This window comes from Granulicatella seriolae, assembly GCF_024543085.1.
GTDB classification, from domain to species: Bacteria; Bacillota; Bacilli; order Lactobacillales; family Aerococcaceae; genus Granulicatella; species Granulicatella seriolae.
On sequence record NZ_JANHNZ010000002.1, the window covers coordinates 138,693 to 157,316 of the forward strand.

The following is an 18,624-nucleotide window of genomic DNA, read 5'->3' on the forward strand; positions in this document are numbered from 1 at the left end:
GGCTGTAAGTTAGAAATCAGTAGAGAATTCGTTAAAAGTCCGTATTTCAACACAAAACAAAAGAGTTTCCGGGAAAAGAATCAGAAATGACGGTGCAAAGCATAGCTGACGCACAGTGGATGTTTCGGCTTTAGCCGATTACAGCCACGTAGACAGCTAAGCCGAAAGACTAAGGCTTTCGGCGGTGCCACCGTTCTCATTTCTGATTCTTTTCCCGGAAACTCTTTTGTGCTCTAAAAGTAGATTTATTCTTTCTGGACTTTTTACCTAAAAACCTAATCTAAATCATTTACTTAAGCAACAAATCAACTAACTCTTCTGTATCAACATTTCCGAAATAGCGTTTCAAGTTAAGACTATTCAATACTACTTCAAGACTTTGACGGTCATAGGCCACACCAGTTAATGCTTTTTCAACATCGGCAATATCACCTAATCCAAAAAAATCTCCATTAACTTTGATATCAGAAATTTTATTGTTTTCAATGTTAAGGCTGAACTCAATTTGTCCAGCAACTGTACGTTTGGATTGTTTGATTTGGAATTTTGGATTTTTTCCGTAATTCCAGTTTGGGTTATTAAAGTAGTTGGTTCGTAATTCTTCGATTCGGTTCCAATCTTCTTCGGTTAAGACATATTCCTTAATATCCTCAAGGTCCTCCACTTGGAAGATATTCATCAATAAAACTTGTCTAAAGCTCAAGATATCCATTCCTTGGTAGTCCTCATTCAAATAAGGCATGATATTAGTAACTCTAGATCGAACCGACTTGATACCTTTTGAGGTAATTTTTTCTTCTTTAGGCCGTAACAACAAAGGTACTTTTTCAACATCTAAATCCAACATAAGCGTACCATGAGCTGTTAAGCGTCCATTATTGGAATACATAGCATTTCCAGAGAATTTTTTACCATCAATCAAGAGGTCATTGCGGCCTTGCAGTTGCGCACCGCTTGCTCCCATCTTATGAAGGGCCTCAATCACTGGTTGAGTAAACTTACCGAAATCACGGAAACTATTGCCATCATCCTCAGTAATAAAGCAAAAACAGATATTCCCCATATCTTGATAAACAGCACCACCACCCGAAAAACGTCTAACTACCTGTACACCCAATTCATCAATAGCATCTTGATTGATCTCTTCATAGGTGTTTTGGTTTTTTCCAATAATAATGGCATTTTCATTAATATAAAATAACAAGATTGCCTCGTCTAATTTTTTTTCATTTAATAAGAAATACTCTATGGCTAAATTGGTTGTTGCATCATAGATTTCTTGGCCGTTCTTTTGATTTTTTACATAGTACATCCTTATCTCCCCTTGCTTAAATAGTAGTTGTGGTCTTGCTTGCTTCTCTTTTATCTCTTTGTTTCATACGGTCAATAATCTCTTCTGCCATACGAAGTCCCTCTTGAATGGAATGCATAACCCCATAGCCATCTATTCCATTGTGGCTTAACAAAACTGTAGGCATCTTTTCTAACAAGACTTTTTCCAAACTACCAACCTCACTATAGTAATGAATTGGATCGTGTGGAATACTACTAGTCCAACGTTTCATTTTCTGGTCTAGTGGCTTAGAAGTGATCCCCATAATATCCTTCAACTCTTCCAGTAAAAAGTCATAGATAACATCTTCGTTTAAATCTATAAATCGGTCTTCCCCCTTACGACCAAATTGAACTTGTAAATAAATATATGGCGCATCATTCATAGATTTCCAAATGCGATTCAAGATGGTTACCTTGCTAATGAAATACTCACTCCGTTGAGGGATGACAAATCCATAAGAAGATGGGTATTTGATGATATCTTCCTTATGAAACTTAAAAATGGCAGTTCCTAAAGCGACACAGCGAACGGACTGAAGCCGGTTGTTAGGCACCGAATCATCAAAAAGAGTGGATAGATGGTCTGCCGAAACAGACACAATCACACCGCCAGCCCTCATCATCTCTTTTTGTTGAAAATCTAACAGCAAGAGATCTTCATAAACCGAAATACCAGAAACAGACTTATTGACTCGAATATTTTCAACAATAGGCTTACTAAGAGCCTCCACAAAATACTGCATTCCCTTAGTAAAACTAACCAAATTCTCTTTGTCATCTAGCTTTTCAAACAAATCTTTGTTTAAATAACAAGGCAAAAATGGATTGCCAAGTTCCAAAAGTACAGGTTGGATGTCTTTTACTGTCAAATAAGAAAAATCCCCATACCCCTCTTCCCAAAGAATTGGTTTGATCAGATATTCCGTCACATACTCCCCATATTTTTCATACAAGTAGTCAATGGCACTTCGTTCAGCGTCACTTGACTTGGCCACAAAGGCAAAGAGCATGCGAAAATAACTTCCTAGCCGTCTCTCTGGCGTTAACACTTTCTGTTTGAAAATATCTATTGCTCTCATTGGTACTCCAGCAAAACTTGGATATGAAATAGGATAAAATTTATTATAGAGAAAGATATCTGGTTTGCTTGAATCTGTTCCCTCTACATCCTGCTCTAAATTCAGTTTTTTGATGTAGTCTACCACTGACCTATCCCTGATATCCAAATAAGAAGTCGACAAGTCCAAGTAATAGGCGTCCATCTTTATGGTTTCAAAATGGCCACCGACTTTATTATGAGTCTCAAGAACAACATAGGTGTAAGGAAGATTTTCTTCTTGGATACGGGACTCAATTTCATTTGCCGCCACTAGTCCAGCTATACCGCCGCCAATAATAACAATTCGATTTTTTGCAGGTATCATTTATTCATCCTCCATTTCACACAAGTCCCTTCTAGTATACCTTTCCATAGAAAAAAACTCTACTTAAAAAGTAGAGTTTTTCCACAGTCCTAACTTTTACACATTAGCTTTTATTGTTTCTAAAGCTTTTGCATCTAGCCGCTCCACTAATGCTGTCACCAAACGAACTGTGTTGTGGTAATCATCTTCATGGATAATACTGGCATGGGAATGTAAATAGCGGACAGGAATACAGATTGCCAGTGACGGAATGCCATTTAGGGAAATGTGTTGTCCTCCAGCATCCGTTCCACCACCAGCAACCGTAGCATATTGGAAAGGAATCTCCAATTCCTCAGCTAGGTCAATTACATAATCTCTCAAGCCACGATGAGGAATCATAGATGCATCATATACTAGAATTTGCGGTCCCTTGCCTAAAACAGAATCTGCTTCATGAGGCGCGATCCCTGGAGTATCCCCAGGAATCCCTGTATCCAAGGCAAATGACAGGTCTGGCTTTAACATATGAGCCGCTACACGAGCCCCTCTTAGACCAACTTCTTCTTGAACATTAGCCCCAGAATAAATGATATTAGGATGCTTTTTGCCTTTTAACTCTTTTAGCAATTGCGCAGCTACGGCCGTACCAATCCGATTGTCCCAAGCTTTTGCCATCAAGTATTTGCTCTTGTTCATACGTTTGAATTCGATACTTGGTGTAATCATGTCACCTGGGCGAACACCCCAAGATTCCACTTCTTCCTTGCTAGTTGCGGCAACGTCAATATACATATCTTTGATATCAACCGTTTTATTCCGAACCTCTGCTGGCAAAATATGTGGTGGCTTAGAACCAATAACTCCATCAACGGTTGTTCCTTGGCCAGTTGTAATAGTCACTTCTTGTGCCAAAAGCACCTGACTCCACCAACCACCAATTGGTTGGAACTTAATAAAACCTTTTTCAGTAATCTGAGTGACCATAAAGCCTACTTCATCCAAATGACCTGCCAACATAATGGTTGGGCCATTGGCATCACCAGTTTTTTTACCAAACAAGCCACCTAAGCCATCTTCAACAAATTCATCTACATAGTCAGCACTATAGTCTTTAAAAACTTGGCGAACTTGCCCTTCGTTACCAGCAATTCCATTTGCCGATGTCAGATTGATTAATAACTCTTCTTGTTTTTTATCCAAGTAGTCTACCTCTTCTCTTTGTGTCAATAGCCCTATTTTATCATAGATGATGCTAGGTGCAAGGATGATATACTGAATATTGGTCTGAAAAAACCTTCTTTCCTAGTCATATCATTCACTAACTGGGTCCTTCAAGTCTTTCCAGATGACCACTTGTCCTTGAGCCAGCGACTCTTGAACATCTATGATGCGCTGATTAGAGCTACCTCTGAATTGTAGAGTCAGGTCTTTTTTACTAATATCAAACCGTCCGTCCACCAAGATATCAATATGGGATAGCAGTTCCAATTTGTCATTAGATTCGAGCATCAACTCTTCCCAAGTATAACCCGTCCATGACCAGATATCTTTACTATGCCCAAACCGTTCTCTTATAGCCTTAACCAAGGACAAGCAAACTTTGGTGTTTAAAAATGGTTCGCCACCTAGCAAGGTCAAGCCTTGACAGTAGTTAGCAGACAAATCAGTCAAGATAGTTTCTTCTAATTCTTTGGTGTAGGGACTACCGTAATTGAAGTTTTGAGCAATTTTATTATAACAGCCCTTACAGGCAAAAAGACAACCACTGACATAAAGAGAGCAACGAACCCCTTGCCCATCAACAAAATTATAGGGCTTATAGGAAGCAATTTTCTCTTGGCTCCACTCTTGTGATAGCCATTCCTTAGGTTGGGGATTTCTCAAGGTCTCACCACTTTCTTAATGAAGGAATACATATGATAAATGGTGCTTCATACTGAAAGCACCATTTTCAAGGAATATTAGTTTTCTTGTTCAATAGTACGTTTGTCGTTCAAGCGCACGTGTTTAACTCTGGAGGAGATTTCAACATGTCTGCCATGTACCATAGGACGTGCTTGAGGGTTTCCTAGGTAGCCACAAGTACGTTTGACCACATCACAGGTTTTAGGGTCTCGGTTACCACAGCTTGGGCACTCAAAACCATGTTCAGTAGGATGGAAATCACCGTCAAAACCACATTTGTAACAGTGGTCAATCGGTGTATTAGTTCCTAAGTAGCCAACTTTATCATAGGCAAAGTCCCAAACAGCTTCCAGTGCCTTAGGGTTTTGGCGCATTACTGGGTACTCGCAATAGTGGATAAAGCCACCTGACGTATAGGCTGGATAGTCTTTTTCAAAATTTATTTTTTCAAATGGGGTTGGATTCTTGCGAACATCATAGTGGAAACTATTGGTATAGTAGTCCTTATCTGTGATGTCCTCTACCAGTCCAAATTTTTCTGTGTCCAGACGGCAGAAACGGTCAGTTAAACTTTCACTTGGTGTAGAATAAACACTAAAATGATAGCCAAATTCTTGGCTCCATTGATCAGTATGGCGCTTCAAGTCTTTTAAAACATTTAAGGTAAATTCTTTGGCTTCAGGATTCCCTTCCCAGTCTCCACCGAAAAAGGCAGTAGCCACTTCATACAAACCAATATAGCCTAAGGATACGGTTGCTCTTCTATTTTTGAAAAGCTCGTCTACAGCTTGGTCTCTTCTTAATCGTTTGCCAAATGCACCATACATATAGAGAACTGGAGCATTGGATGGTTGGGCTTGTTTGACGCGTTCAATTCTAAAGACAAGAGCGTCTCGACAGATTTGTAGACGTTCTTCCAGTAAGGCCCAAAAGTTTTCTGGATTTTGGTTGGCTTCCAAAGCGATTCTAGGCAAATTCAGCGTAACAACACCTAAATTCATACGACCATCATTGACTTCTTGACCATTTTCATCCTTCCAACCTTGCAAGAATGAACGGCAGCCCATTGGAACTTTAAAGGAGCCAGTAATATCAATAATTTTTTCGTAGTTTAAAATATCAGGATACATTCTCTTAGTAGAGCATTCTAGTGCCAATTCTTTAATATCATAATTAGGGTCACTTGGCTCTAGGTTAACACCACGTTTAAGGGTAAAGATTAATTTAGGGAAAATGGCTGTACGAGCCTCTTTACCAATCCCTTTAATCCGAACCTTTAGGATGGCCTTTTGAATTTGGCGTTCAAACCAGTCTTGCCCCAAACCAAACCCTAATGTAGTAAATGGCGTTTGACCTTGAGAGGAATATAGAGTGTTAATCTCATATTCTAAGGATTGCATAGCGTCATAAATATCTTTTTCTGTCTTAGCACGAGCATATGCCTCTTGTTTTTCTGTACCATCAATCCATTCAAGAGCATCTTTCATGTGCTTTTCAAAATTAATTTTTGCATATGGTGCTAGCACTTCATCCACTCGGTTAGCAGAACAACCACCGTATTGACTTGAAGCCACATTGGCAATAATTTGTGCCATTTGAGCAGTCGCAGTTTGAATAGAACGTGGACTTGCGACATCAGCATTACCAATCTTAAAGCCCTCTTTAAACATACCTGCAAAATCAATCAAGCTACAGTTACTCATTGGTGAATACGGATGGTAATCCAAGTCATGGTAATGGATATCCCCTTTTAAATGGGCATTAGCCACATGTTGGGGCATCATCTTTAAGCCCATTGCTTTGGCCACAATGCCAGCTGTCAAATCTCTTTGCGTGTTAAAAACTTCGCTATCCTTATTGGCATTTTCGTTAACCACACTTGCTTCACGTTGGAGGAGTTGTTGAATAGTATAGTTGATATCGGTTGCTTTAGAACGTTTGATATCCCTTTGTGTACGGTATTGAATGTAGGCTTGAGCCAAAGTATCTTCCTGGTTTTCAATCAAGAAATGCTCAACAATGTTTTGAATTTCGTAGATTTTAATATCTGTTTGAAACCGAGAATCAATTTCTTCATTGATTTGAAAAAGAAGTTGTAACAATTGAGTGAGGCGGATTTGATCGATTTCACCATTGACCTCTACTTCTGCTTTCACTAAGGCTTGAAAAATTTTATCCTCATCAAAAAAAGTCCTTCTGCCATCTCTTTTGATGACCTGTAACTGCCCTTTTCTCTCCTTAGGTTGACGCTTGATTTTGAACAATTTAATATCTTCTACTTTTTGCATGTGAAAAACCTCCTTAACGTGTTCACTAATCATTTTACCTCAAAAAAGAATCTTCTTCAATAGAAAAAACACTATATATTGATTTAAAAATGTCTTTCGACATATTATCGTCAATATATAGTGTTCGATTTATTATTACATTAATCCAGATGTTTTGCAATCTCTTGCAAAATTTCTTGTGCTATGGTCTCTTTATCAGCTTTTTCCAGATGTTTAATGGCTCCATCTTTGAAATAAAGAGTCACCTCATTGTCTGAACTATTAAACCCAATGGTCTGATCAGAAACATCATTAGCAATAATCAGGTCCGCTTTTTTCTTTTCTAATTTTTTCAAGGCATATTGTTTCACATCGTTGGTTTCGGCAGCAAATCCAACTAAAAATTGCTTGACTGATTTCTGCTTACCCAGACTTGCCAGAATATCTGGATTTCTCTCTAGTTCCAAAGTCAGGCCTTCTTTTTCATTATCCTTCTTTTTAATTTTCTTATCATGGACTTCTTTAAACCGAAAATCAGCAACTGCTGCCGCCATGATGACTACGTCCTGCTCTGGAAATGCGTCTGTAACGACCTGCGCCATCTCTTTAGCGTCAGCTACATAAGTAGGAGAAACTCCTATAGGAACAGCTAGTTCTTTTTTGGTTGAAACCAGATGGACTTGTGCCCCTAGATGGCTAGCCATCTTCGCTAGGGCGTATCCCATTTTCCCCGAGGACTCATTGGTCAGGTAGCGAACTGGGTCTAATTTTTCTCTGGTGCCACCAGCCGTGATGAGGATTGATTTGCCTTTTAACACTTGGGGCAAGGTAGCTTGAGCATAAATTTGGGCGACTTGGGTAAACATTGAATGGATGTCTGGAAGACGCCCCTTACCGCTATACCCTTCTGCTAAGAAGCCTTCTTCTGGCTCAATAATATGATAGCCATCCTTTTCAAGTTGTTGTAAATTACGCTGGCTTGCCGGATTATAAAGCATCTTTTCATTCATAGCTGGTACTACAACTCTGGTAACATTAGTGGCGATTAGAGCACTGGTTACCAGATTATCGGCTATACCATTTGCCAGTTTTCCAATTGTATTGGCGGTTGCCGGCACTACAATGGCAAGGTCTGCCCAATCTGCTAGGTGAATATGATTGATTTTTTCAGGGTCTTTCTCATCAAATGAATCTAAGTAAACATCATGCTTGGTTAGAATTTGAAAGGTTAGTGGCGTGACAAATTTAGTAGCTGATTCTGTCATGGCAACAATGACTTGGGCACCATCTTTGATAAATAAGCGTACCAATTCTGCCGCCTTATAAACAGCAATTCCGCCCGTTACATAGATAACTATCTTTTTATCTTGAAAAGACATATAGCCTGCCTCCTATTTTCTAGTACGATTCTTCATCAATTGCATAAGTACATTCCCGATAATTGGTACAATGATAAAGGCTGCGATAGCTTCTGGCACCCCGTTGGTTCCTACTAAGGTCATCAAAATTCCTGGCAACATATCAATAGATGAACCGATTTGTTGGGCATATTGTGGGCCAACGATGAAATAGATTAAGCTAAGAACGGTGATGGTATTGAACAAGCTACCAAAAGCCCCCACAAGAGCCATGCTAAGGCTAGGACGGATTTTAGTTTTGGCAAGAGCTTGATAGACTAATCCAGATAAGAAACCAACTGCCATTCGAGGTAGGATAGCAATGACTGGATTGGTAAAAACTAGTAAGCTAATGGCCGAACCGGATGTAAAGGCGCGGATAAAGGAACAAATACCCCATGCTGTCCCTAAAATTAAGCCTGCTCTAGGACCTAAAATGATGGCGCCAAGGATAACGGTTATATGAATTATGGTAATATCAAGTACAAACAAAGGAATATTCCCTAAAAAAGGAATAAAACTTTGCAATATAATGATAGATAGAAATGTAGCAATAAGAACAAGTTGAAAAACGGACATTTTTGATGATTTTTTTTCCATTCTCATTCTCCTCCTAATCAATTTTTCTTGATTATAACATAGTTCCCCTCAGAAATACTCTAGGAAATCTTAATGACATATTAAAATCACTCAAACATTCATTTCCTTCATTAAATCCATATATAGAGAATTTCAGCATTATTGCAAAAAAGTTGATTTTTTCAATATACATTAATTAATAGAAACGATGACACCGGGTACTTGTCAAAAAGTCCAAACGGTAACCAAATAAAATAGTTCCCCAGAAATCTATCCGTACAGAACGGTGTAAAGCATAGCTGACGCACAGTGGATGTTTCGGCTTCAGCCGATTACAGCCACGTAGACAGCTAAGCCAGTGAGACCAAGGCTCACGGCGGTGCCACCGTTCCCATGTCGGATAGATTTCTGGGGAACTATTTTATGATTTAAAAAGTAATTGCCTTATCTACCAATAATTGGATAGAGTTGGTCTAGTTGTTGGATTTGATAGGTTGGTTGAACATTGCCACTTATGGCTTTGGCATATGGGTTCATCCAGCAAGTGTCTAGACCATAATTGGCTGCTCCAATAATATCAGTAGCTAGATTATCCCCTATCATCAAGGATTGATCCGCTTTAAGTTCTTTTGCATCTTCAAAAACAAAGTCGAAAAAGGCTGCTTCCGGTTTGCGTGAGCCTATTGCTCCAGAGACATAAACTTCTTGGAAATATTTATCAATATCAGCTGCTTTTAAGCGATTAGCTTGGGTTTGGGCAATACCATTGGTCAAAGCAAAGAGTTGGTAGTCATTGGCCAAATTTTCTAATACTTCCTTGGCTTGTGGCATTAGAAAGTTTGCTTCAGCTAGATAATTACGAAAATCTTGCTCAGCTTTTAGACCGTCTTTTTTGATTTGGTACTGCTCAAACAAACTGGTAAAGCGTGTATCGGTGATGTCTTGAGAAGAAATTTCTCCTTTTTCATACCGACTCCACAAGTCATGATTGATGCTCATATAAGTAGATAAGGTTTGGGGATTAAATTCCAAGCCGTTTTGTTGAAATAATTGTTCCAAAGCCCAACGTTCTGAGCGCTTAAAATCTAGTAAGGTATCATCTAAATCAAATAAAAGATATTTATAGGTTGACATAAAGAAAGCCTCCTCTTTTTTAAAGCCATCTATCTCATAGTCACGAATTCTTCTGAGCCTGTTGGATGGATGGCTACGGTATTGTCAAAATCTTCTTTGGTAGCCCCCATTTTAATAGCTACGGCGAAGCCTTGAATCATTTCGTCAACACCAAAACCAATACCATGTAAGCCTACAACTTTTTCTTCTGGACCTGCAGTGATAAGTTTCATGCGGCAGAGTTCGCGGTGGTCTGTCACAGCTGTATACATAGAAGTGAAGTTGGAGGTATAGGTTTTTACAGCTTCTTTTCCGTATTTTTCGTTAGCTTGAGCCTCTGTCAAACCAACTGTGCCAATTGGTGGATGTGAAAAGACAACTGTTGGGATGGTGGAATAATCCATTTTTGCTTGTGGTTTATTGTTGAAAAGACGTTCGGATAACGTTCTCCCTGCCTTAATAGCAACAGGAGTCAGTTCTTTTTCACCCGATACATCCCCAATCGCATAAATTCCAGGGACACTTGTGTTTTGGTACTCATCTACTTCGATAAAGCCACGAGAAGTGGTTTTGACACCAGCAGCTTGTAGGTTTAGTCCATCTGTATTGGCCACACGTCCAACTGCCCAGATGACTGCTTGCGCTTGGTTAACAGACCCATCTTCAAAATGGAGGCTCAACAAACCATCATCTTCTTTAACTAACTTGCTTGGAATTTTATGAGTGTGTAAGGTTGGGCCATCTGTTGCCATCGCTTCCACTAAACTTTCATAGATATAGGTGTCAAAATTACGAAGAGGAGCATGTTGACGAACAAACAGGTCTGTTTTAACTCCTAAGGCATGTAGAACACCGGCCAATTCGACAGCAATATAGCCCGCTCCAACAACCAAGACAGATTCTGGCAACTCTTGCCATGCAAAAACATCATCTGATGTTAAGCCTAATTCAGCTCCTGGAATCTCAGGAACAAATGGTTTAGCACCAGTTGCAATGACAATATGCTTTGCCTTAATCAATTCTCCATTGACTTGAACGGTATTGGTATCCACAAAGGTAGCATGTCCTTTAATATTTTCGACACCATTTCGCACAAAAGAGCCTTGATAAGAATTTCTAGCTCGTTCAATATAAGCTTCACGACTCTTTCGCAAAGTTTTATAATCAAAAGCCACCTGTTCGGCCGTGTAACCATAAGAAGGTGCATACTTATAGATAGCATCTGCTAGTTGAGCGCCATACCACATAATCTTTTTAGGAACACAACCAACGTTGACACAGGTTCCTCCAAGTAGATTTTCTTCAATTACAGCAGCCTTGGCCCCATGTTCTCCGGCACGGTTCATACTGGCAATCCCACCACTTCCGCCACCAATAGCAATCGCATCAAACTCTCTCATCATGTCTAGTCTCCTTCATCATCAGCTTTTCTAATATTTTTATCATAGCTTAAAAATAGGCAGATGTCTTTATATCTGCTCAATTTTTCCTTACAAATAGATAAACTGGCTCTCCACCTTTATCGAGTATCCCAGGTCAAATCATGATATACTATAAGAAATCTAATTCTTGCTAGCACCTTCACTTGATTGAAGCGCTAGACATCCATTTTAGGAGGCTGATCATGACTGTTTCTTTATCAACGACAATCGGAAATTTCACCTTTGACAATTGCTTTATGAATGCTGCCGGAGTTCATTGCTATAGTAAGGAGGAGCTATTGGACATCTATCAGTCAAATGCTGGTTCATTTGTCACCAAAACAGCAACACTCGAACCTAGAGAAGGGAACCCTTTGCCACGCTATGCGGATACAAGTTTAGGAAGTATTAATTCTATGGGCTTACCCAATCTTGGCCTAGATTATTATTTGACTTTCTTAGAAGAACTTGAACAATCATCTACGACAAAGCCAACTTTTTTATCCTTAACTGGCTTATCTAGTCAAGAAACCCATCAATTACTGAACATTGTCAATCAATCCTCTTTCCAAGGTCTTATCGAATTGAACTTGTCTTGCCCAAATGTACCTGGAAAGCCACAGGTTGCCTATGATTTTGAAACGACGAATCATTTATTGGCTGAAGTGTTTACTTACTTTACCAAGCCGCTTGGTATTAAATTACCACCTTACTTTGATATCGTCCATTTTGACCAAGCAGCCGCTATCTTCAATCAATATCCCCTTGTATTCGTCAACTGCATCAACAGTATTGGGAATGGTTTAGTGATTGAGGATGAGTCTGTTCTTATTAGACCTAAACATGGCTTTGGTGGTTTAGGTGGCCAGTATGTTAAACCAACCGCCCTAGCAAATGTTCACGCCTTCTATCAACGACTCAATCCTTCCATTCAAATTATTGGAACAGGCGGTGTTATAAATGGTCGTGACGCCTTTGAACATATCCTTTGTGGTGCTAGTATGGTTCAAATCGGCACCACGCTCCATAAAGAAGGGATTCCTGCATTTCAAAGATTGAGCCAAGAATTAAGGGAGATTATGGTTCAAAAAGGTTATGAAAGCATTGATGATTTTCGTGGCGAACTTAAGTATTTCGCCTAGTGATGAAAACCGCACTCAAAAAGTGTCGAATTATTTTCAAAACTAAGACGTATTAAGTTCACATTCTTATGTTTTTCTACCCACTTTTCTTGATTTTTCTTCACAATCCATGTACATTAATACTAAACAAAGGATTGTCGTGATAAGAACAAATACCTCGGGAGGGATCTTATGTCAACTAAAGCGATTAAACGTACCAAAAGAGCGCCATTAATACAATTTATTTCTGGAATAATATTTATTTTATTTAGTTTATCTTTATATTTTGTGCCAAAATATTTTTTATATTCACCCTCAACATTGAGAGCACAACAAAGTGTTTTCCCAAATTATAAAAAAGATAAGCCTGTATTAGTTGAAATCACCTATATTTCAGATTATATTGCAACTAGTACAGATGATAAAGGCGAAGAGTATGTTTATTATTTTGCTCAAGTTCCTAACTATGACGTAGCCATTATAGAAGTTTCTAAGGCAGATGCCGAAAAGTTCAACAACTTAACCCCCCCACAAGATTTTGTGGGAATGCCTGTAAACTCCAGTGAGGTAGGTATGGCGGATATTCTTAGCGATGCTATTACTCACTACCGATTGGAAGATGATGGTCCAATCTGGGACAATACGCTAGATTATTTTATTTCAAAAGTTGAGTTTGAGCGTTATACATCCCCTAATTGGATTCCTATTATCTTTTTAGGAATTACGGGATTCTTATTGCTATTAGGGGCCTTCACTACTCGTAGGGCCAATAAAAAGCTAGAAAGTGAGTTAGTCAACCAATTCCAATCTGTTAACAGTATCCAAGATTTTATGGATAAAGCCGATTATCGAAATGGCACCATTGGCATTTATATCAAAGATTCTACAATGGTAACTAGTGGAGATATATATCAAAGTGTTGATTTAAATAAAATCCATTCTTTAGGCCATCAACTAATGGTCAGAAGAGGACGCTATAATTATGTATCCTTCATTGATGCCATTGGTACAGATGGTAGAACTGAAATGACGATTCGAGGTAAGAAAAAAGATATCCAAGCCTCTCTGCCTGATTTTTACAGATACATTGTAACTCACTTCCCAAATATTGTGTTGCCAGACGAAGTTTTAGTCGCCATTGGTTATCCAGCTTCAGGTGAGAAACCTGCACCAGCAGAACCCCTCGTTGTGTCACAGGAGGTTGAAGAAACAGAGCCCGTTCAAGAAGACGCTTATGTAGAGGAAGAAGTTTTAGAGACTAACTATGTAGAAGAAGATGCTGATAATGCTAGTGATGATTATGTCTCTCCATTTGATAATAAGAACTCTGATACAGAATAAGGTTATATGAAATAATTTTGAAAATTTCCAAAACACCAAAGACTCCAAAGAAGACTACACTTAAGGTTCAATTGATGAACCTTGAGTGTAGTCTTTTAAGTTATTCCTTTTCCTTATGATATGGTAGAAGTTGGCAAAAAATCCATTCCCTCAATACTCTCAATCAATGCTTTCACATCATGAGGCTTGGTGGCCCAGCTGGTACAATAGCGCGTCACTACTCGTCCATCCTCCAGCACCTCCCATAGAGCGAATCCAAATTCATTGATAAAATAGTCAGCTTGGTTAGCATTCAAAATAGGAAATTGTTGATTGGTAGTAGATTCACCGTAGAATTCAATGCCTCTATTTTCAAAGGCTCTACGAATGTCTCGTGAATAAAATAGTGCTTTTTTCCCAACTTGGTAATACAAGTCGTCTTTAAAGAGTTGGTCAAACTGGATACCTAAAAGTCTTCCTTTAGCCAGTAAACCACCTCCCTGCTTCATCATTGCCCGGAAATGACCTTGTAGGCTTGGATTGACAATGACAAGCGCCTCACCAAATAAGGCACCACATTTGGTACCGCCAATATAAAAGAGGTCACACAATTGAGCGATGTCTGATAAGGTTAAATCTGATACCCCATCATCTAAAGCATACGCCAAACGTGCCCCATCTAAAAACAGTGGCCAACCAGCCTTTTGGCAAACTTGAGCGATTTCTTCTAGCTCTTTTTTTTGATAGACCGTGCCCAATTCCGTTGGGTGTGAAAGATATACCATCCCAGGTTGCACAATATGTTCCTGAACCGGACTATTTTTATAGTTTTGATAGACCGTTTCTAGTTGATTGGCTGTGATTTTCCCATCTAAACTTGGTAATTCCAATACTTTATGTCCACTTGCCTCGATTGCACCTGTCTCGTGTTCAGCGATATGGCCTGTCTTAGCAGAGACAACTCCCTGATAAGGGCGCAAAACTGAAGCAATCACCGTTTTATTCACCTGAGTACCGCCAACAAAAAAATGAACCTGAGCCTTTTCTTGTCCAACAGCTGCCATTATTCGTTGACTAGCTCGTTTAGAATATGGATCCATTCCATAACCAGCCGTCTGTTCAAAGTTCGTTTCAATGAGTGCCTCCATAATAGCTGGATGACACCCTTCTAAATAATCACTACCGAAACTTGTCATATTTTCCCCCTATGGATTTAAAAATTTATTGTATCTGTCATTAATCTAGAGTTTCAAAAGCCAATTGCATAATAATCTCTTGATGCTGAGGATACTGCTGAATGAGAGTTTCTCGATCAAAGAGTTCGAAATCTCGGTAATCAAACCCAGGTGCTACCATGCAACTAACCAAAGAATACGTATCCTTATCTTCTACGCTAGAACCAAAAATGACACCTTTAGGGACTACTGCTTGTAATACTTGCCCCTGATCACTATCGAGGCCTAGATGAATGCTATGGTAAGTTCCCTCTGCATCAATCATGTGCACGGTCAATGGCGCCCCATCATGAAAATACCACACCTCATCAGATTGCAATCTGTGAAAATGAGAAGGATTATTATGTTCTAATAAAAAATAAATACTGGTATATAAAGGTCTTGAATCCCCAGAATCATTGATAATATTGGTCTGAGCTTTAAGAACTTCCTTGTAATACCCACCTTCCGCATGTGCTAATAATCCCAACGATTGAATCCACTCTTTTGCAGTTTTCAACATATCCCTCTTTTCCCTTTACTTAAGCTTACTCTTTTCTATACTTAGCTTCATGGTCTAGTAACCAGACTTTCATGGGTATTCCCCCACGAAAACCAGTCAAGGCACCATTTTTCCCCAGAACGCGGTGGCAAGGTACGATGATGGAGATAGGATTTTTTCCTATAGCAGCTCCGACTGCCCTTACAGCTTTTGGACGCCCAATCAATTGAGCGATTTCTCCATAGGTAGATGTTTGCCCAAATGGTATGGTTTCCAAGGCTTGCCATACTTGACGCTGAAAGTCAGTTCCAACCACATCTTTTTCGACTTGAAAAACTTGCCGACTACCTTCAAAATATTCTCTTACTTGTTGAGCATAAGGGTTATCAACTTCTAAAACTTCTTCTAATTGCACCTGTGGATAGAATTCTTGTAATTCTTGCAACCCAGCATCAAAAGAACCAATAAAACTAAGTCCTTGGTTTGTATATGCTAAGACTATATCTTTATCATCAATGTTCATTAGGCTATAGTATAACTGTTTATGCAAAGAGTTCACCCTTTCAATTCTTGACATTCCTGCTACCCAACCACTACACTTGATTGCTCTTTATTAGCATGTAAGCTTTCTACTTTCACATCAAATTCTTTTTCAATGAGTTTTTTCAATTCTTCTGCTGCTTCTTTAGCCACTAATGCTTGTCTGGCATTAACAGCTTCAATCACCAAAACGGCATTTTTAGTATCTTCACGCAACATGGTTCGTTGCGCCTCACGCCAGTTGAAACAACGACAAATGGCTCCTTGGTCATCAAAATAAACCACTTCACCTGGTAAAGCAGGTGCATCTTCCTCAGCTCCTAAAGGACGGAAACTTTCTCCCCCCTTAGCTAGGCCTAAACGCAAGTCCCCTTGAATTTGGTCTAAATCTTCTCCACCACAAGGAACCCCATAACGTAAAGAAATACAATTATAAATGTCAACTAAAGGACTAATTGGAGAAAACTCACGGTCCTGACTTACACGTTTGAGTAGCGCTTCAATAGAAGACCGTGCTCCTTTTTTTGTTTTAAATAGGGTAAACGCTTGGCGCCATTCCTTAATGACGATATTCTCTGTAAAGGTAATTTCCTCAATATGCTTTTGAGCTGATACCGCCGCCTGTTTTAACAAATCGGCAAAGTATTTCTCTTTGTCAGGGGCAACATGATTGTTTATCCCCTTGGCAACAAGCAGAAAAATCTCGCCCTGTGGGAATAGTGTCCAGAATTCTTCACTAACTTCAAATTTTTTCATAAGTATGCTCCTTTTTTAGTTGTTTTTAAGTTTTATATTGTTATTGCTTATAGTTCAAAATAAGAGGACAGGTTCTCAGCTTCAACCCCAGCATTGAGCAAAACGGATAGCTTCATTCGAGCCTTTTGACCGCTGAGGCCTGTTGTAAAAATAACTCCGGCTTGCCTGAATCGTTTGCCACCTCCATCATAGTCATATACATCTTGCGTAACTCCATTAAAAGCACGGGAAACAAAGACAACTGGTAGTTTGTCTGCCAAACAACGATTGATTGCCTCGACCGTTTGAGGAGGTAAGTTCCCAGCACCCAAAGCCTCTATAACCAGTCCATCTGCTCCGCTCATACGCACTGCATCAATCAAACGACCATCCATTCCCGCATAAGACTTGAGTAAACAAACCGATTTGCCCACATGGTCAAGCTTGTAATGCTCTTGGTGCAAATGGTTTTGAAAATAAAGAACCTGACTTTTGGAAACCAAGCCAATTGGTCCAAAGGTTGGGGTTTGAAAAGTTGCGACATTAGTCGTGTGCGTTTTCGTAACATAGGCTGCAGTATGAACCTCATCATTCATCACGACCAGTACACCTTTGCCAATAGAGTTGGGACTAGCTGCCACAATTAACGCTGCCCGTAAATTAGCCAAACCATCCGAACCAATCTCATTACTAGAACGCATGGCGCCTGTGATAACTAGTGGGATAGGTAAATCCAAAGTCAAATCAAGAAAATAGGCTGTTTCTTCTAAGGTATCCGTCCCATGCGTGATAACCACACCGTCATAACCTTGATCACAAGCTTCTATAACCCTCTCTTGCAAACGAAGCATATGCACTTCGGTTATATGGGGTGATGGTAAAGAAAAGACATCCTCAATAGCAACCTGCCCGATATAATCAAACAATCCTACAACTTCTTTCAAGGGATTGGTGTTAGTCGGAGAGACAGTACCCGTCGAATGGTTCTCATTCATGGCTATAGTTCCCCCGGTATTTAAAACGAGTAATTTCGTCATCGTTTGCTCCTTAACTATTATGGTAGAATTAATGGTGTTTCTTCATTGTTTTACGCAAGCCAGTCTCTGTTCCTTGAAGGATACGAGATATATTTTCACGGTGCAACCAGATACTTAAGACAAGAATGATAGTCAGCAAGGCGACAGTAAGGTCAGACTCTAACCAGAAAATGGCTCCTGCAATGTAGGTTGCCCACATACCAATAGCACCAATGGCTATGTAGTTGGAGATAAGCGTTAAGATAAGCAGAGCAGCAATCCCCAATAGACCAATACGCCAATCAATAGCGAGCATCATCCCCACAGCCGATGCCGTTCCCTTACCGCCCTTGAAATTCATAAAAAATGGAAATACATGACCGAGCACAACCGCTACACCTGCCGATGCCAGAATTAAGGTTGTGTCCAGAGCCTCAAGCCCAACTATAGTCATAACAGCCCTAGCCAAAATAACTGCACATACTGCCTTAGCCACATCCAACAATGCCACTAAAGCACCAAACTTCCAGCCAAAATTAATAACCGTATTGCTAGCACCAGCATTACCATGGCCTAGTTTCCGAATGTCTTGTTTTTTGATATACCTGACTAATAAGTAAGACCATTGCAAACACCCTAGAAGATAACTACCTAGGATAATCAATAAAACAGACCCCAAGTTATTCATACTCTCCCTCCTTTACCACAAACTTCTATGCACTAATCTTCATGTTTAGTATAGCATAAGCGGCT

Annotated in this window: 17 protein-coding genes; 2 read left to right on the forward strand and 15 right to left on the reverse strand. The window is 39.5% G+C overall.

Annotated elements, in window-relative coordinates; all coding sequences use genetic code 11:
- Positions 1–289 precede the first annotated feature (289 nt).
- From NPA36_RS02895 to gorA, 9 genes are all read right to left on the reverse strand, one after another.
- Positions 290–1,312, reverse strand: a complete 1,023-nt coding sequence (locus NPA36_RS02895; protein ID WP_256944604.1) for a lipoate--protein ligase — start codon at positions 1,310–1,312, stop codon at positions 290–292.
- Between the two features lie 16 nt (positions 1,313–1,328).
- Positions 1,329–2,759, reverse strand: coding sequence for a protoporphyrinogen/coproporphyrinogen oxidase (locus NPA36_RS02900; RefSeq protein WP_256944605.1), 1,431 nt, complete (start codon positions 2,757–2,759; stop codon positions 1,329–1,331).
- Between the two features lie 96 nt (positions 2,760–2,855).
- Entirely contained in the window at positions 2,856–3,941 is a 1,086-nt protein-coding gene (locus NPA36_RS02905) for a M42 family metallopeptidase (protein ID WP_256944606.1), read from the reverse strand.
- A 111-nt stretch (positions 3,942–4,052) separates the two neighbouring features.
- Entirely contained in the window at positions 4,053–4,625 is a 573-nt protein-coding gene (nrdG, locus tag NPA36_RS02910; RefSeq protein WP_256944607.1) for an anaerobic ribonucleoside-triphosphate reductase activating protein, read from the reverse strand.
- Positions 4,626–4,702: 77 nt separating this feature from the next.
- Positions 4,703–6,934 carry an anaerobic ribonucleoside-triphosphate reductase gene (nrdD, locus tag NPA36_RS02915; RefSeq protein WP_256944608.1) on the reverse strand — a complete coding sequence of 744 codons (2,232 nt, stop codon included), beginning with the start codon at positions 6,932–6,934 and terminating at the stop codon, positions 4,703–4,705.
- A 140-nt stretch (positions 6,935–7,074) separates the two neighbouring features.
- Positions 7,075–8,292, reverse strand: coding sequence for a bifunctional phosphopantothenoylcysteine decarboxylase/phosphopantothenate--cysteine ligase CoaBC (coaBC, locus tag NPA36_RS02920; protein WP_256944609.1), 1,218 nt, complete (start codon positions 8,290–8,292; stop codon positions 7,075–7,077).
- A 12-nt stretch (positions 8,293–8,304) separates the two neighbouring features.
- Positions 8,305–8,910 (reverse strand): ECF transporter S component, encoded by a 606-nt coding sequence (locus NPA36_RS02925; RefSeq protein ID WP_256944610.1) that lies wholly within the window; start codon positions 8,908–8,910, stop codon positions 8,305–8,307.
- 423 nt (positions 8,911–9,333) lie between these two features.
- Positions 9,334–10,023 carry a YjjG family noncanonical pyrimidine nucleotidase gene (locus tag NPA36_RS02930; protein ID WP_256944611.1) on the reverse strand — a complete coding sequence of 230 codons (690 nt, stop codon included), beginning with the start codon at positions 10,021–10,023 and terminating at the stop codon, positions 9,334–9,336.
- Positions 10,024–10,052: 29 nt separating this feature from the next.
- Complete coding sequence (gene gorA / locus NPA36_RS02935) at positions 10,053–11,402, reverse strand: glutathione-disulfide reductase (RefSeq protein ID WP_256944806.1); 1,350 nt, start codon at positions 11,400–11,402, stop codon at positions 10,053–10,055.
- 224 nt (positions 11,403–11,626) lie between these two features.
- Between gorA and NPA36_RS02940 the strand changes: the two genes are divergently transcribed.
- Both NPA36_RS02940 and NPA36_RS02945 read left to right on the forward strand, forming a co-directional pair.
- Positions 11,627–12,565 carry a dihydroorotate oxidase gene (locus NPA36_RS02940; protein ID WP_256944612.1) on the forward strand — a complete coding sequence of 313 codons (939 nt, stop codon included), beginning with the start codon at positions 11,627–11,629 and terminating at the stop codon, positions 12,563–12,565.
- Positions 12,566–12,736: 171 nt separating this feature from the next.
- The gene (locus NPA36_RS02945) at positions 12,737–13,885 is read left to right on the forward strand and encodes a hypothetical protein (RefSeq protein WP_256944613.1); all 1,149 of its coding nucleotides are present in this window, start codon (positions 12,737–12,739) and stop codon (positions 13,883–13,885) included.
- A 113-nt stretch (positions 13,886–13,998) separates the two neighbouring features.
- Here NPA36_RS02945 and NPA36_RS02950 read toward each other — a convergent pair whose 3' ends face one another.
- The 6 genes from NPA36_RS02950 to NPA36_RS02975 are packed head-to-tail and all read right to left on the reverse strand — an operon-like array spanning position 13,999 to position 18,559.
- Positions 13,999–15,060 (reverse strand): threonine aldolase family protein, encoded by a 1,062-nt coding sequence (locus NPA36_RS02950; protein WP_256944614.1) that lies wholly within the window; start codon positions 15,058–15,060, stop codon positions 13,999–14,001.
- A 40-nt stretch (positions 15,061–15,100) separates the two neighbouring features.
- Complete coding sequence (locus tag NPA36_RS02955) at positions 15,101–15,601, reverse strand: cupin domain-containing protein (RefSeq protein WP_256944615.1); 501 nt, start codon at positions 15,599–15,601, stop codon at positions 15,101–15,103.
- 25 nt (positions 15,602–15,626) lie between these two features.
- Positions 15,627–16,130, reverse strand: coding sequence for a methylated-DNA--[protein]-cysteine S-methyltransferase (locus tag NPA36_RS02960; protein WP_256944616.1), 504 nt, complete (start codon positions 16,128–16,130; stop codon positions 15,627–15,629).
- 32 nt (positions 16,131–16,162) lie between these two features.
- A complete protein-coding gene (locus NPA36_RS02965) occupies positions 16,163–16,876 on the reverse strand; it encodes a B3/B4 domain-containing protein (protein ID WP_256944617.1) in 714 nt (237 codons plus the stop codon).
- A 47-nt stretch (positions 16,877–16,923) separates the two neighbouring features.
- Positions 16,924–17,892 (reverse strand): asparaginase, encoded by a 969-nt coding sequence (locus NPA36_RS02970; protein ID WP_256944618.1) that lies wholly within the window; start codon positions 17,890–17,892, stop codon positions 16,924–16,926.
- Positions 17,893–17,920: 28 nt separating this feature from the next.
- Positions 17,921–18,559, reverse strand: a complete 639-nt coding sequence (locus NPA36_RS02975; RefSeq protein ID WP_256944619.1) for a glycerol-3-phosphate acyltransferase — start codon at positions 18,557–18,559, stop codon at positions 17,921–17,923.
- Between the last annotated feature and the right edge of the window lie 65 nt (positions 18,560–18,624).

Excerpts from the sequence above, each read along its gene's own strand:
- nrdD (WP_256944608.1), bottom strand. The coding sequence starts at position 6,934 with ATGCAAAAAGTAGAAGATATTAAATTGTTCAAAATCAAGCGTCAACCT.
- NPA36_RS02925 (WP_256944610.1), bottom strand. The coding sequence starts at position 8,910 with ATGGAAAAAAAATCATCAAAAATGTCCGTTTTTCAACTTGTTCTTATT.
- gorA (WP_256944806.1), bottom strand. The coding sequence starts at position 11,402 with ATGAGAGAGTTTGATGCGATTGCTATTGGTGGCGGAAGTGGTGGGATT.
- NPA36_RS02945 (WP_256944613.1), top strand. The coding sequence starts at position 12,737 with ATGTCAACTAAAGCGATTAAACGTACCAAAAGAGCGCCATTAATACAA.
- NPA36_RS02940 (WP_256944612.1), top strand. The coding sequence starts at position 11,627 with ATGACTGTTTCTTTATCAACGACAATCGGAAATTTCACCTTTGACAAT.
- coaBC (WP_256944609.1), bottom strand. The coding sequence starts at position 8,292 with ATGTCTTTTCAAGATAAAAAGATAGTTATCTATGTAACGGGCGGAATT.
- NPA36_RS02970 (WP_256944618.1), bottom strand. The coding sequence starts at position 17,892 with ATGACGAAATTACTCGTTTTAAATACCGGGGGAACTATAGCCATGAAT.
- NPA36_RS02930 (WP_256944611.1), bottom strand. The coding sequence starts at position 10,023 with ATGTCAACCTATAAATATCTTTTATTTGATTTAGATGATACCTTACTA.
- NPA36_RS02965 (WP_256944617.1), bottom strand. The coding sequence starts at position 16,876 with ATGAAAAAATTTGAAGTTAGTGAAGAATTCTGGACACTATTCCCACAG.
- NPA36_RS02900 (WP_256944605.1), bottom strand. The coding sequence starts at position 2,759 with ATGATACCTGCAAAAAATCGAATTGTTATTATTGGCGGCGGTATAGCT.
- NPA36_RS02895 (WP_256944604.1), bottom strand. The coding sequence starts at position 1,312 with ATGTACTATGTAAAAAATCAAAAGAACGGCCAAGAAATCTATGATGCA.
- NPA36_RS02975 (WP_256944619.1), bottom strand. The coding sequence starts at position 18,559 with ATGAATAACTTGGGGTCTGTTTTATTGATTATCCTAGGTAGTTATCTT.
- NPA36_RS02950 (WP_256944614.1), bottom strand. The coding sequence starts at position 15,060 with ATGACAAGTTTCGGTAGTGATTATTTAGAAGGGTGTCATCCAGCTATT.
- NPA36_RS02955 (WP_256944615.1), bottom strand. The coding sequence starts at position 15,601 with ATGTTGAAAACTGCAAAAGAGTGGATTCAATCGTTGGGATTATTAGCA.